The sequence below is a fragment of the Phocaeicola sp. GP0067 genome (assembly GCF_031119655.1).
Taxonomy (GTDB): domain Bacteria; phylum Bacteroidota; class Bacteroidia; order Bacteroidales; family Bacteroidaceae; genus Phocaeicola; species Phocaeicola vulgatus.
Genome location: NZ_JAVHZY010000013.1, coordinates 100,315 through 116,355 on the forward strand (window position 1 = coordinate 100,315; position 16,041 = coordinate 116,355).

At 42.6% G+C, this 16,041-nt stretch carries 9 protein-coding genes; all 9 read right to left on the reverse strand.

Annotated elements, in window-relative coordinates; translation table 11 throughout:
• Positions 1 to 12: 12 nt before the first annotated feature.
• A complete protein-coding gene (locus RE317_RS11960) occupies positions 13 to 1,662 on the reverse strand; it encodes a glycoside hydrolase 43 family protein (protein WP_005843066.1) in 1,650 nt (549 codons plus the stop codon).
• Between the two features lie 153 nt (positions 1,663 to 1,815).
• Positions 1,816 to 3,753, reverse strand: coding sequence for a glycoside hydrolase family 97 protein (locus RE317_RS11965; RefSeq protein WP_008782278.1), 1,938 nt, complete (start codon positions 3,751 to 3,753; stop codon positions 1,816 to 1,818).
• A 141-nt stretch (positions 3,754 to 3,894) separates the two neighbouring features.
• Positions 3,895 to 6,531: a hypothetical protein gene (locus RE317_RS11970; protein WP_008670272.1), complete on the reverse strand. Its 2,637-nt coding sequence runs from the start codon at positions 6,529 to 6,531 to the stop codon at positions 3,895 to 3,897.
• Between the two features lie 6 nt (positions 6,532 to 6,537).
• Complete coding sequence (locus tag RE317_RS11975; protein WP_008670273.1) at positions 6,538 to 7,623, reverse strand: serine hydrolase; 1,086 nt, start codon at positions 7,621 to 7,623, stop codon at positions 6,538 to 6,540.
• A 77-nt stretch (positions 7,624 to 7,700) separates the two neighbouring features.
• Complete coding sequence (locus RE317_RS11980) at positions 7,701 to 9,623, reverse strand: glycoside hydrolase family 127 protein (protein WP_008670274.1); 1,923 nt, start codon at positions 9,621 to 9,623, stop codon at positions 7,701 to 7,703.
• A gap of 125 nt (positions 9,624 to 9,748) precedes the next feature.
• Entirely contained in the window at positions 9,749 to 11,134 is a 1,386-nt protein-coding gene (locus RE317_RS11985; RefSeq protein ID WP_008670275.1) for a glycosyl hydrolase family 28 protein, read from the reverse strand.
• 95 nt (positions 11,135 to 11,229) lie between these two features.
• Positions 11,230 to 12,843: a glycoside hydrolase family protein gene (locus tag RE317_RS11990; RefSeq protein WP_008670276.1), complete on the reverse strand. Its 1,614-nt coding sequence runs from the start codon at positions 12,841 to 12,843 to the stop codon at positions 11,230 to 11,232.
• Between the two features lie 174 nt (positions 12,844 to 13,017).
• Complete coding sequence (locus tag RE317_RS11995; protein WP_008670277.1) at positions 13,018 to 13,926, reverse strand: PD-(D/E)XK nuclease family transposase; 909 nt, start codon at positions 13,924 to 13,926, stop codon at positions 13,018 to 13,020.
• 426 nt (positions 13,927 to 14,352) lie between these two features.
• A complete protein-coding gene (locus RE317_RS12000) occupies positions 14,353 to 15,987 on the reverse strand; it encodes a hypothetical protein (protein ID WP_008782276.1) in 1,635 nt (544 codons plus the stop codon).
• Between the last annotated feature and the right edge of the window lie 54 nt (positions 15,988 to 16,041).

Here is a 16,041-nt window from a genome sequence, read left to right on the forward strand (position 1 = left end):
TCCTTTCTTTTTTTACTTATCGATACGAAACCAATCGGCATCTACCCAACCTCTTTCCTTGCCATAAGGAGCTGTGCTGAATAATCCTACTTTCGCTCCTATCCACTTACCTTGACGAGCAGTAAAAGGCACACCGGCCAATGTATATTTCCTGCCGTCCAGACTGTAGCTGAAATAACAGATACCTCCCCCAGTTACTTTCACCTGCAAATAAATATCACGCTCATAATTGGGATAGAGCCCGGCTCCGAACCGGCGGCTTACAGGTAATTCCGCAAGATGGGTCACTGTTTCAGGAGACCGTTGCTCCGCATCCTTGCAGACCACTTGATTCAATATAAACTTATCACCTTCTTTTACTACACCCAGATAGCCATAATCCCACCCCATCACTATCAGTCCGGACTGCTGTCCGTCCGCTTTCGCAGAAACTTTCAGTTTGGCAGTCGCCGTAAATTCTTCGGCAGGGAATTTTTGTAACAAGAGATTCGGCACCTCCCAAAAATTTACAAAATCCTTGGACAAAATATGTCCATATATACGAATGTAACCCAAATCAGAGGTAAAGCCAAACGTATCCTGATAATTGGCATGCCATTCCCATTGCAAGCCCAATTGCCTTGTGTTGAATTCATCACTCTCAATCGGTGTCTCTATAGGATAAATCCTGCCTACATCCGGTTTTTTATAGCGTTTTACAGGTTCGCCGCATCCATCACCGTCCTTGTCCTCTCCAATTACGGGCCAATCATTTTCCCACTTCACAGGATTCAAGTGCAAGACTCTGCCATACATGGCTTTATCTTGAAAATTGATAAACCAAGACTCGCCTGTACAGGTTTCCACCCATCCCCCCTGATGAGGGCCATTTATGTCCGTATCTCCTTGGGCCATAACAATTTTTGACTCGTATGGGCCATACACATTGCGAGAGCGAAGTGCCAATTGCCAACCCGTCACCACCCCTCCGGCTGGTGCCAGGATGTAATAATATCCGTTGCGTTTATAAAACTTAGGTCCCTCTATAGTATGATTTACACCATCATTGCCATCAAAAACCAATACAGGTTCACTAATAACTTTTGTACCTTCCGCATTCATCTCACAAACCGTAATCACACTATTGAATGCGGCGCGACTGCCCGCCCACGCATGTACCAAATACACTTTTCCATCCTCATCCCACAACGGAGTAGGATCTATCATTCCTTTCCCAGCCTTTACCAAGACCGGTTTTTCCCATTCACCCAGCGGATCTTTGGTCTTTACCATGAAAATACCCCAGTCGGGATCTCCCCAATAGATAAAAAACTCACCGTTGTGGTAACGGATAGAAGGAGCCCATACCCCTTTTCCATGTTGAGGAGCGTTAAAGAAAATGGTCGGCTCTATCTCCTTCAAGGCATAGTTTGCCAAACGCCAGTTCACCAAATCCTTTGAATGAAGAATGGGCAATCCCGGGGTGCAGCCAAAACTGGAAGCGGTCATATAAAAATCATCACCTACGGCACAAACATCCGGGTCAGAGTAATCCGCATGAATAATCGGATTAATATACGTACCGTCCTTCTGATCGGACACCCATACCTTCGATACATACTGAGCATCTGCCTGTTGCCATGCACCGCATACTAAAGCCACTATAATCACTATTTTTTTCATTCTTACCTATTATAAAAATGCCCTGAAACAATCATTCTTACCTTAAAAAACATACCCCTTTAAACTTAAAAAATCACCTAACCTTCATTTGTTAACCTAATCTGTCTATAATACGGACAAGAAAACCAATACACTCAACGAAAGTGGTTATTTTTATAATACTTGTCCTTTATACTTTTTATATTCTTTTATTTCCTGATCCGTCACTGGCACGAGTTGCATGGCCGCACCGCCTCCTGGCTTCAATGCAAACTGCATGATTTGAGAGGAATCCACCAACAGACGGGTACATTTCACCTGAGTACGGGTCTTTATCTTATCTCCCCCATCCGTATAAATACGGGCCAGATAGGTCTTTCCCTTATCTAAAAATGAAAGATTTACCGATTGAGCAGAACCTTCATTATTAGTCAAAGCTCCTACAAACCACTCATTACCCTTGCGACGCGCCATAGTTATATGCTTACCCGGAGCACCTTCCAATACTTTTGTATCATCAAATACGGTTTGCAGATTCTCGAACCATTCTATTTCGGGCTCCCCTTGATAGAATGAGGGGCGGTCATACCAGAAGATAGTTTGTAAAGGACTGTAAAAAATCAATGAAGCCGCCAACTGATGAGCATGGGTGTTCTTCAGACGTTTGTCGAAATAACAGATGGTATAATCCGCCGCTCCATTAATCATACGGGTAAAAGGCAGAATCGTATTATGCGTAGCGTCGGGAAATTCCTCATTCCCCCGTATCCCTTCCTGAGTGAGCAAGTTAGGATAAGTACGGCTGAAACCGGATGGACGGAACTCATCATGAATATTAATCAACAATTTGTTTTCGGCAGCCAGACGAACCATATCATGCAGCCAAGTAGCCCAACGATGACTGGCATACTGTACGAAACCGGATTTCACACCTACAACTCCCCACTTATGCAGCAATGGAAAAAGCTCATGCATCTGTTTCATCAGGGCATGCTGATTGACATACACCCATACACCTACCCCTTTTTCTTTACCGTATGCAATGACACGCAGCATGTCCAGTTTGGAAACCACCTTTGTGGCATCTCCGTCATGAGAAGTACAAGGCATATACCATTGCCAGTCGAACAACATATAAGGAATATGATGGGCGGCACAGAAATCAATTGTGGCTATGGCCCCTTCGGTGGTAATAGTCGTTTCACGCATAATCTTTCCGGGCCTGATCCAGTCCGTATCGGTTATCTCACAAGGAGGATTCAGATTCTGGATGATATCATTGTGTTCCAGCAATTCTCCCGGTTTATCGGCTGCCATGATAACTTTCCATGGGGTGGCGTAATAAGTGACAATATCCACAGGACTGTACATGACCGAAGTCAGTGTATTCTGTTTAGTCGGAGAAGCTACCAATTTAGTAAGACACCAGTCATCTACATCGGCATCAGTCAAAGCCACCCACAGCCCGTTGGAAAGTTCCACAGTCAAAGCCCGTTCCACCGGCTGTTTAATATCGTTAATGGCAAGGTGCTCAAAAGGCGCTTGCGCCCATTGCTCTGCCCACGCCATCGCACCGGGGGAAAATGTATATTCAGTCAGATCCCCCACCACTTTATGAAAAATGGCCTGTGGATGTTCAGGAAAAAAATAACGGAAAGCGATGCCTTCATCGTACGCGCGCACTTCAATATTCAAACGATAATTGGAACCATCTTTTTTGGAAAGATACATGGTTGCCTCATTATACGCCTCACGAACCGTACTGCGTTCTCCATACAGAGGATGCCAAGACTTGTTGACAGCAGGCTGATAGATCACACTATCCACCTCCAAATTATCCATCCAACATTTTACCTGATTTATTTTACGGGCAAGCGCCAGTTCCCAAGTACGGTTATCCAGCTGAAGACCGGCACGGGAGCTTCCGATAACCTCTCTGCCTCTATACTTCACCTGATATACTATTTCATTTACCGAAGAAGAAATTTTCTCCTGCCTGAACATGACTTCATGAACTCCCTCCGGGGACGTCAATTTCAATTCTTTAGAATGACCTGCATAAAGCGAAGCCGTACAGGTCAACGCATATGCTATGAGTATTATTTTTTTCATAATGATTACTTTTTAATTAGTAGTACGGATGAATCGGAAAACTCACTCAACGAAAAGAAAAATAAAATCTATAGGATAAAACAATTCACCGCAGAGACCTTCAGCATTAGTCCCTGCGGTGAATAAGGATGCACAAAAAAATTATAATTTTTGATTGTAACCTTCATTCAGTTCTTTGGTTTCTTTTCCTATTTTCACCCGTACAGGACCGGTTGCTGAATAGTACCAAACACCATGCTGCATATAGATTGCAGCATATACGTCATGATCCGATTCTAAAACAAAGTTACCTTTCTTTAGTGAACGGCCACAGCCAAGATACATCAGTTGAATCTGACCTTCTTTTTCTCTTATCAATCCTAACCCGCCACAGAATGAAACACGTTTGGAAGGATGATGAGCCTGCATGTCCGTCGCACTGAACAGATAATCCGCATATCCGTCCGCCGTATTCACCTTCACCCCGGTACAGCCATCATCTCCCTGCAAGGCTTCTACACCGAGCACATTCGGACCACTCTTTTTATACGCTTCATAAACAGAAACAAAAGGATGAGTATGAGCATTATTACCTTCCTGACGGACAATCAAAGCAGGAGTCGGCATAGGAGGCATACAAATATCGCCGGGAGTCAACCCTTTATTCATTGTAGTCGGGGGAGCATCCACCTGATAAATTTCACGTCCCTCACCTCCTGTCATCCATAAACGCGCCGTTATATCTTCGGGCATACTCCATGAAGCGATGAAATTCTGGTTATAATCGGATTTATGCAGATTGGAAAACCAATGATATCCTTCATGCCACGTCTTGTCAAACTTCTCCAAAGCCTCACCGGGAAGCTTGCTCCCTTCCGAATCAGTGATTTCCATCGAAGTACCTACATGATGGAACAAATAATCATTATCCGCCCTGTCCGACCGGAAAATATCCACATAATAACCACTATTCCCCGAGGTACGGACCATAGCGACCATTCTTCTTTTCTCACCGGCAGACACATCGGCAAAGTTGAGGTAAGGAGTTAATTCCCTTTCATTTACGAATTCTCCCTCCTTCACCATAGGTTCCATAGCATGAATCGTGATATCTCCTTCCGTATATCCGGGTAAAACCGTATTAGAACCTGTAGGAGACTGATGGTATCCATGATCTTTGCTCCAATAGGACTCATAAGCCGCTGCATCCGGAGCCAACGCATAACCATACGCATAGAATTGTAAAGCCAACCCGTTCGGAGTGAGATGGTATCCTTTTTTACCACCATACAGAGTGAACATCATTTTATAATCTCCCTCCCAGTTCTTCATTGTAATAAAACGATGATGGGGAGAATAAGACGCACGCTCATTACTCTCTGCACGTACAGACGGGATGGTAGCTGTATAGGTACAAAGCCCTGTCCAACCGGCATTATTTCTGGAGTATTTCTTTTGAGAAATCCCTTTGTTCAAGGCACTTGCCACTTTTTCCACCCCCTCCTTATTATCTGTTCCGGTATAATAAGTCAGCAGATTTTCAAACGTCTGGAAATTAGCACTTCCCCCACGTGAATCACCGAACACCACCATATTGGCTGCATCGTCCATCCAAGGAAATACAGCCATTGCAGCTTTCTGCAAAATGGGGTTACCGGCTATGATATCTATCCCGGCACGTTTCAAGGGAGCCGCCCAATCAAGCAATGACTGCACTGTACCGAATGAATAACCGGGAGATTCCGGCCACAGCCCTGTCACCCGATCGTAAGTTTTCAATATATCGGGAATGGCATCATGATAGGGAGTAGATTCGTTCACCAGCAGATTCAAATAATACTCTTTTCCTTTACCGTCAGCATAAGCCTCATTATGATCGAGCACCAACATAGGACGCAGCATTATATTCCACCCGTTCACATTCCAGTTACCCGATTTGCCACCGCGTACCAGCCCTATATTGATAAAACGCTTAAAGACTTCGGCAGCTACCGTTTTTGTATCTTTCCCAATTGCTTTCAGATGAGCATGAGGATGCCGTATCAAATAATCGAAAGCAAAATCATACGCCATTGCCGCATGCATTACCAAATCATCATGTATCTGTTCGTAATCATAATAGCCGCAAATACCTCCCGGTTCCCAACCACCGACACTGCCACACGACTTTTCAGGGTCCAAAATAGGATTCATATAATACGTCCCTACCAACCACACATTAAATATATCTGTGGCAAAACGGGCAAACTTCTCTTCTCCTGTCACCCAATAAACAAAAGCGGCATTTTCTGCTAATGTCAAGATCTCGACATTATTCCCCCGTATCATGTGCCCGCTTTCCTTATAAGGCACTTTGACCGAAGGCTCCGAAGGATTTAATTTATTAATTCCCCACATATCACCTGTTTCATTATAAGGAGTGCGGTCCTCCAGCGGAACATTGACATACTTATTCCAAGTACGCATTCCCGGCATTCTTACAGTGGGAACAGGAGCATTCCCCTCTCCATAGTCCCAATTCTGTTTTTTCAAATAACATTGGGTATAGCGCTCTCCATCTTTCCAATACATGGCCAGCCGGGAAGTTATCCATTCGGGATCAGTCTGATGACGATCCACATATTTTTCCACTTTGGAGCGGATAGCTGCAAAGGCTTCCCCAGCCCAAGGCTCATTTTTCACTTTTTGCAGAACAGACGCTCTATCCGCCGGAGAAACATATACACAAGGGTGTTGCTGCGCCTGAACAGCCGACATACACCCTATCCATAAAATAAAGGTTACTAAAATATTTTTCATACTCATTTATTGATTTACTATCTTGGTTACCGTTTCAGACAGGACAGGACTGCCATAAAAAGAAGAGAAGCCGTCTTTTTTATTAGCTCCTCCCTGTACGTGAGCTATAAAGAAACCATACACGCTATCACGTTTATTTATCCACGGGTAAGCACCAGCCCATCCGGGAGAACTAATCTGATAAGCTTCTCCTGTAGTCTCATCAACCAGTTCACGCCATTCACCTAATCCATAGATACCAGTGTGGTGCTGTCCTAACGCTTTCTCAACATACTCACCAGGAGCAACAACAGCATTCCGTACCTGATCTGCCTGCATAGTTTGAACTGTTTCCGGTTTCAATATCTCTTTGTTCCCGAAACGTCCGTTATGATAAATCATTTTCAAGAAACGGATATAATCATTCAGCGTGGTACACAATCCACCTCCCAACATAGGAGCATGTCCCCCGTCAGTATTAACCGGAGTAAAATGAGAGCCAGTCATTTCCAAAGGAACGGCAATTAATTTCTGAAATAAAAATTCAAACTCTTCCCCCATAGCTACTTCGGCCATACGTCCGGCTATTTGCATGGCCAATCCTCCATATTCAAATCGAATTCCCGGTGCAAAAACAGTATCCAAAGGCAATATCTCTGTGACAGCCGAATCCAAATGATTGTAATTGTCCACCCGGGGAGCAGGCAGGTAAGGACGTACACCGGAAGTATGAGAGAGTAATTGACGCAAAAGGATATCGCCTTTCGCATCGCCCCTGAACTGCGGTAACCACTTCTCTACAGGATCATCCCAACTCAAATCCGTCCGGTCCACTACCGCACCAATTACGGCAGCAGCCACCCACTTGCCGGCAGAAGCGACATACACTTTTGTATCTCCGGTGAAAGAGCCATACGTCTTTTCAAACAACACTGAATCATTCTTTATCACACATATTGCTCCCCCCGGATAGTATCCCTTATCCATCCAGGTACTGATTATGGAATCCAAAGGGGTAAAATCATAAGTTACATTCTGTTTACCTTGCCGTAAACAAGAAGTCACAACCAAGCCAACAGCCAATATCAAAATAAAAACGAATCCTCTATTCATATTCCTATATCATTTGATTAGTCAAACCATATATAAATACGAATCAAAGGATTCATTTACTCATCTAATAATGAAATTTATTCTTTCTCCAAATCCCAATATACCACATAACGCTGCCGATGAATATTGTACAACGGTTCTATCACATCTCCTTGCGAAGTCGTAAACTTTAATTCCGTACCGACACGCTGTACACTGCGTTCAGGATGCTTGACATCGAGTTTTAACGTAGTGCGAAGTCCTGCAGGGATATGATAATCATACGTATAATAATCATTGTACAAAGCAGGATTGGAATCGGGCGCAGGTGCCTGCATTCCTTCTGTTCCCCGCTTACCGGCCAACACTACCGGACCATAAACCAACGCTCCTTTTTGAGGATTATCCGGGGTCGTTTCCACACGGAGACACATAGGATAATCAGCCGTAATACGGTCACCGTCTTTCCATAGACGAGTAATGGCAATATATGAACCTGGCTTCTGTTTCACCGCTATCTTTTTGCCATTCACAAACACTTTCACTCCCTTGCTCCATGAAGGATAACGAAGATAAACCGTAGTCTCTACAGGATTTTGGGCTCTTATGGTCAGAACAGTGGTCTCCTCTGCCGGAAAATCCGTTTCCTGCCGGAGAGTCAATCCTTTCTCGCGCCAATTAACCACCGAGGGGATAAAAAGATTCACATAAATGCCTTTGTCATTGTGATAATAAATAGCTTCTCCATATTTAGCATGGTTCTCAAAACCGCTTCCCACACAACACCAGAAAGAATTTTCTTTCGTACTATACACCTTATGCGAGCCTGAAAGCAAGGGCAGGAAATATGTTACCATACCGGTCTGAGGATCTTGCTGTCCCAAAATATGGTTGTAAAGGGCCCGTTCATAATAATCCGCAATGGCAGCATCGGCTGTCCAGCAGAACAAATGACGGGACAGTTTCAACATATTATAGGTACAACACGTTTCCCCAGTATAACCTGACACATGCTTGGAGAACCGGGCCGGGTCAAAATAATGTTCCTTGTCACTACTGCATCCAGGGGCAAATGTATGATGGTCTATCATAGTATGCCAAAAGAAATCGGATAACTTTCTGCTGTTCTCATCCTCTGTCAATTCATAATTGCGAGCTTCGGCTATCACTTTCGGAATGAATGTATTGGTATGTTTAGTACCCAAATCATCACGTAGTTCCTTTAACGGATCAATCACTTCATTATGGTAAAAGAATTGAGCCAGCCACCGATGACGTTCGTCCCCGGTTATCGCATACAAATTATAAAAGGACTCATTCACTCCACCAAATTCATTCCGTATCATTTTTTGACGTGTAGTCTCATCCAAAGGTTTGAGTTTATGATATGCCCAGTCGGCCATACGAACAACAACCTCCAAAGCTTTCTGATTGTCACTGTAAAGATACTGGTCTATCAATCCAGAGAAAAGTTTATGAAGCGTGTACCACGGTGCCCATACACTGGTGCCACGGATGTTACGATTGATCAATTCTTCAGGATAAGCACTCAGATAGCCGTTACCCAATGCGGTTTGTACCTCCGCCAGGCCATTCACCAGACTATCCCCTTTTTGTTTGAACTGTTCACTGCCGGTTGCCGCATACATCAAGCCGTAGGCAGAAAGCAAGTGCCCTGTGGTGTGTCCACGCAATTCACAGTCCAAGGACTCCCATCCACCTAACTTCTTTACTGTCATATAACCACCTTCACGACCTGCAAACACGCCAGCATTGGTACGGAAACTATGTAACAGCCTGTCCACCTCTATAGAAGCCATCCATACAGAGTCACGCATCATATTTTCACGAAAACGGCTTGGAAGCAAACGAACATCTTTCAAATCAAAACTCTTGACTTTCATCGGAGCCACGGTTTCTCTCTTCAACTTTCCGGCATGTTGGCCGGGATAAACAGACTGGGCCGTCAAAGCACCCGACATAGCCAATAACCCGGCAACAACTAAAATTTTCTTCTTCATTGTCTTTTTCTAATTAGTTCCTCAATTGACATTCAAACTTGCTACATAATACGATAAAAGAGAGAAAAACACTCAATGCTTTTCTCTCTTTTCATAAATAGATCCAACTATAAAACAGTTTTTTTCTACTTTATCTTTATTCCTTCGATATATTCATTCGTGATAAACCCCTTTAAATCCTTTATTTTCTCTCCATTAACCACCACATTTTCAAACGTAATATTCCGCACCATCCTTTCTTTATCCAGCCCTTTTATCAACGAAGGATTCTCGCCTACTCCGTTATAAATAATATTACGGAAAGTTACTCCATCAATGCTCTGTCCGGGCTGTTTGTCATATTTAGGATTGAAACGAATGTTGATATGGAACAATTTTCCTTCTTGAATACTTTCCACCCGAATATCCTCAAATAAAATATTCTTCACCCTGTTTCTATCACCGGCATCTATAGCCATACATCCCTGATAAGGCACATCATCTTCATCATGTTCCAAAATATCAATATTCCGAAAAATCAAATTTTCAATGGTCTCACCTGTCAAGGATTCCGGATCACCATGACCACCTACATTGATAGGATGAGCAATATCCGCCCAAAGAATGGAATTCTGTACAGTGATATTATCCGAACCGCCCCACCAGTTCCAACGATGATTATATAAAGCAATGCAGTCATCACTATTACGCATAAACACATTGTCTATCAATACATCGTGACAGCACATCATGTCAATGCCATCACTCCAACCTTTGCAACTAAAAGATTTCAAATTTCTGATTGTCACCCCTACAGCACCTCCTCCGAATACCGTGTAATGATCCGGATTGATCACCGTTATGCCATCCACCACTACATTTTTAGAATCTGTTATTTCAATGCCACGAATAGGATGATCCAAGATACCTCTACCCACAATACGTACATTTTCGGCTTTATCCACCCATAGTTTTGCTTTCACAACTGCTCCCGGAGCCAAATAAACCGTCGTATTACTTGGTATCCTTATCTGATTGTTTGGCAAATCTTTAGGTCGATGCACTCCCGGCCCAAAATACATCACTCCTTTCTCTTCTTTCGAGTAAGTCTCCGTTTCCATCGGATTGGCAAACACATGAAGGTTATGCAACCTATCCCCATTAAACTCCACAGAAAGATATCGGGGTTTATCAAGCATAAATGTAATCACATTCTTATATTGTACATAGCGTATATCATTTACCTGCGGACGAATATCTACCTCATGAATCGTTCCATTATTCTTTTTTACCATTACCTCCACAGGACTGCCCATATCAAACTGTACCATCGAAGCATCTTGTACCCTATCCATATCCACCTGCACATTATATTCAAACAGGTCTTTCCATTCACCCCCCGGAACACGGACACGGACTGTATAATCATCATTATGAGGCATACCTGTTTTCAATCCTTCGGGATAAGTCACCAACTGAGCCTGTGCAACCGCACAACACACCATAAGACAAAAGGCTAATAACTTTTTCATTTTTATGCTTTTCTTTTTAAATACGTTTGATAAGCATTTTCCACTCAAAAATAAAAGCCTATTAACCATTTTCTCATCAACAATGATCTTATCTTCTAGAATTTATTCCGTTCCACCTCTTTTCCTTCCTGAAAGAATACCACTTCATACGATGCGTTATCATCTGATAGTAACATATCCGAATCAAACATCAGACACTCAATCTCATAAGGTTGCAATGTTTTCAAAGCAATCCTTCTTTGGCTGGAACCGTTGCATATCACCTCAACTTCCGTCGGTTCCGATGCAGACAAACCAAAGTTCTGTATCTCTACCTTCAACCCACCTTTGTCTTTATCAAACAGAGGGCGACGGGCGGAGAGCAGAGCCGGCCGATAATTCACGTATGGCAAACGGGCATAACCATACAACATATTCCCTTTTTTATCTTTACCTATCATTTTAGGAGCAAATTCATCCGAAGTGATGCCACTGCCCTTCGCTTTAAAGACCACAATCAAATCTTTGCCCGAAACCTTGGTCTTCACAGGCTTGCAACCACGTCCAAAATTCACTTCGGTAAATGAACCGAATCGCAACGACTTTACATCCACATCTGTCTGCGGATTAAAACCTGATTCGGCAGCAATCTTTACCTCAATGGTACGAGTAGACGGAGTGATCTCTTCTTCATTCAAAACAGACAATAGCATTCCTTTATTCAGAGGAATACTTATATTTTTAGAACTATGTTTATCGTTAGGCAGATCGTTCCATTTAATGGTATCAATCACGGCAAAATTCATTTGGACAGCACGCCCCTTCTCATCCTGAAAAACTTTAGGGCGCTCATATTTAAACCAATGTTCCACCGCTCCATCCTTATGGAATGATACACCCGGCACGTATGCTTCCCCTTGTTCTGTCACCCAATGCACTCCGTCCTTGGAACGCTGATAGAAAGCAATTCTGCCCAACCAGTCATTCACGATCAAGTGGTATTGCAACTCATCCCGCCATACCACGGGATCTTCGAATCTGCCTTCCACATCCGGATAAACTCGTTTGTCAGTCAACTGCATATAAGGTGAAAGTCCGTCTTTGCTAATCCAGACACCTCCACCCCGACATACCATCAAGTAAGAATCATCCTGACGGCGGGCAAAAGTCAAATTGGAAAGCCCCTCTATGATTTTTCGGTCACGAGAATCAAAACTGAATTTACCATACGTCCACACCTTGCTGTCCACCCCATCTGCTATATAGTAACCGTCAATCACATAGACCACGACACGGCCATCCTTTAACCGGAACGCTTCCGGATTATGTCCTTTTCCCACAGAATTTTGAATTTTAAAAGGTCCTTCCAACCGATCACTTACTGCATGAAAAACAGTAGAATTCGACCAAAACATGTGCCCTTTCGGAGAATCCTCGGGCCAGCCACACACAAACAAATGGTATTTACCATCCGTATCCTGCAATATATTTCCTCCCCAAAAAGAAACTCCGGGAAGTTCTATTCCATTATCCACATAACGATTCAGTACACTGTCTGTACCCCAAATCCCCTTAATCTGAATGCCGTCCGGCATAGGAAGGAAACGGTCCATAAAACGTGCGCCTTTTACTAAATGCTGCCATTCGGCAGGACGTTCACGCTCGGTTATCTGCGCATCTACTGAAGTTAAAAAGAAGCTTGCCGCTATTAAAAAGAAGAGTTTTTTCATTGTGTCATTCATTACACGTTAACAAATCGTTTATTTATGTGCTCAAAAATAAAAAGATTAAGCTGACCTAAATATAAGTCAGCTTAACAAAAAGCACGTAAACCTTTGCGTAAAATAAAAAATCCACAGATACCTTAAGAAGCCACCTGTGGATTTATTTAACCAAACATGGAATTACAACTGACTAACCTCTTCGAATGTCAATCCTGTAATTTCCATAATATCTTCTGTAGAGAATCCTTTTTCTTTCATTCTCCGGGCATTTCGAAGAACACCTTCTTTAATGCCCTCTTCACGACCTTCTTCACGACCCTCCGCACGTCCTTCTAATCGTCCCTCTATCTTTCCCTCCAACTTAGCAGAATCAAGAACATCATTCTGGATCATCAAAGCGCTAAGATGTTCATCATAGGCATGGCGTTCCTGAGGCGTCATTGAATAATATTTCAATTTTTCACGTGCCTCACCCAATCCGGGAGCAGTCGTGTCAGGACGGATAATACCCGTCTTCAAATATTCTATCCATTCCTCTAAAGGGGTCACCGCCACCTTGTTAAACTCATTCACACGGATCAGAAAATACTCCGGATAAATTTCGGAAGGCATACGGGGCACAATGGCATCCTTTTCCCGAGTACTCACTTGAAGAAAGTCTCCTGTATGCACTCCTTTAAATATATTCTGCCCATGATAAAGATAATCAGTTCCATGACCAATATCGAAATAAAGAATGCTGATAGAATATATCTTTTTAACTTTATAATAAGTTTCACCCAATGAGATATGTTCTGTAATGGCTTTGGCTACTCCATACAGGATACGCTCCAAATAATACAGCTCACGCGTATTTTGAATCTCGATGATAACAATCTCATTTTTACTATTGAGAGCTTTGATATCAACTCGGTTGAACTTATCATTCTCCGTTTGCTGGTTACCCTCGCTTTCCAAAATCTCCACTATATGAATTTCATCACCTATCAGTACCGTAAGGAATCCTTCGAGCACACCAAAATTAGCTTTATGACGCAGCAGACGCTTAACAGCCCAATCAAAGCGGATATATTTATCTTGTAATTCCATAAGAATATAATTTATTCATTTTCAATGGACAAAGATAGCAAAAAGGATCATTCTTTAAAAATTATCCTACCTAAATAATTACCTTTTCTTTTTATTTCGCAAAGATGATTTCTTTTATATGTTCTCTCTAAAAAAACACCTACAACAGAATTTAAAGAAGTGCTGCCACTGCCACCACTCACCCCCGCAAAGCCACCATAAACAGTGAATTACAAGAGGTGGTAGCAGCAGGCGTTTTCGACACTTTGAAAAGCATGCTGCCACCACCATTCTTACTTTATTTTTCTACAACAAGATACAACACACCACGTTTGGAGTTATACAGCAACTCCACTGCCTTCTTCAAGAATCTTCCAAAATAAGAATAAGCAGCTTAATCAAAAGCACGTAAACCTTTGCGTAAAATAAGCTTTCATTTCACTTAGATTATTTTTTGATCAAAAAACTACGTTCCACGGGATCAGCCGTCTGTACCTGTCCGGCAATCCCGTACTGCCAGGCTACAACAGTAACTTTTATCGGGAATTTACTGCGAGAAGGAATCTTTGTAAAAACTAGCTTATTACCTTGCAACTCAACAGGTCCTTCTTTTACATAATAATATACAGGTAATCCACAATCAGAAACAGCCTCTAAAGATACAGACTTCACTCCCTCCCTTACATCTTCTATCCCTGGAAAAAGTATATATTGACGTTTTCCTTCTGTATTCCGATAAGGAATGCGGATATTGAGTTGTTGCACCGCACTTTTATATTTTCCATCCCCCTCATTAGCAGCCAACAGCCAAATATCACCGGTACGCCTTGGATTATCCATTCCCATTCTATAAAAACGCACGGTAAAAGTAGTATCGTTCACTTTTGCTACCGGACCACAAATACGGGTTATTTCAATCTTGCCATTGGCATGCTCCTTCACCGGTAAGGAACGCAAAGAATCCGTATATACCCCTTTTACGTGAAAAGTTAAACCGTCGGCTTCCGGATAGAAACCAGCAATAATTCCGGCATGTTGTCCGGCAGCATATTTTACCAACTGACCTCTCTGCATAAATCCAAGATATTGCATCTGTTTATCTTTATACTTTACATAACGAGCTTCAGTCAATTCAGCCATTTCTTTATCAAAATACCAAAATGCGTCATGTTTATCTCCTTTATAGTCATGAAATGAAGCTGCCTTAGCCCTGTTTTTCTGCTCCGGATGCCAACGCTCGGCCAACCATCCTTCTTTCGGGTTCAGTTTTTTCAAACTAACAGGCTCATTCAAAGAAGAATGTCCGGACAAACGGTATTCCAACGCTTTTCTCAGAAATAAGGCTATATAATCAGCAGTTTGCTCAGCCACATCAAAATGTCCACGTCCTGTATCACACAAAAAGGAAATACAACTTTCAGGATACATCATCCGAAACGCTAAAGCAGGATTCACCCGTGCCTCCCACCATTCATATTCTCCTTCAATCATCAATCCCGGAATACCATCTATATTACGCGTCCTTCCCCATTCCAAATTCTCTCTGCCATAACCACACAAATTAGTACGAGGTGCATCGCCATGCAAAGAAATAACAGCCAATGTCCGTTCAGGATTCCAGGCGGCAAAGTTCCACGGATAAGTAGCCATTGCCGAATGACCGACAGGAACTATAGGTATATGTTCCAATTCTGAATAACCGCTGATTTCTGCCAAATCATTCATCATCTGATTGAAAATCTTCTGAGTTCCTTTTGTCACATCCCATTGCTGGTCAATACCGGGAGTGATCCATACTAATCCTATTCCCATTCGAGACAATGCTTCCCGGAAACGCGGCATCTCAAATAAGGTTTCTTCACTCATATTATGCTTTCCTACCATTACAGCACGTAACTGATAACAATCGGAAGGTATCCACAAAAAAGCTGTCGGTTCTTTACCTGTTTCGGAAGATATAAATCCCTTTAACCGTACAGACCATTGCCATTCTTGAGCAGTAGCAGTATAACAAAATAGCAACAAAAGATACAATACAATTTTCTTTATGAATGTTACCTTTTTTAAATCTGATATTTCCATCCACCATTCTGAAATAAAAAACAAGAGTCTTCCTAAATTCATAGCTTTCAAAAC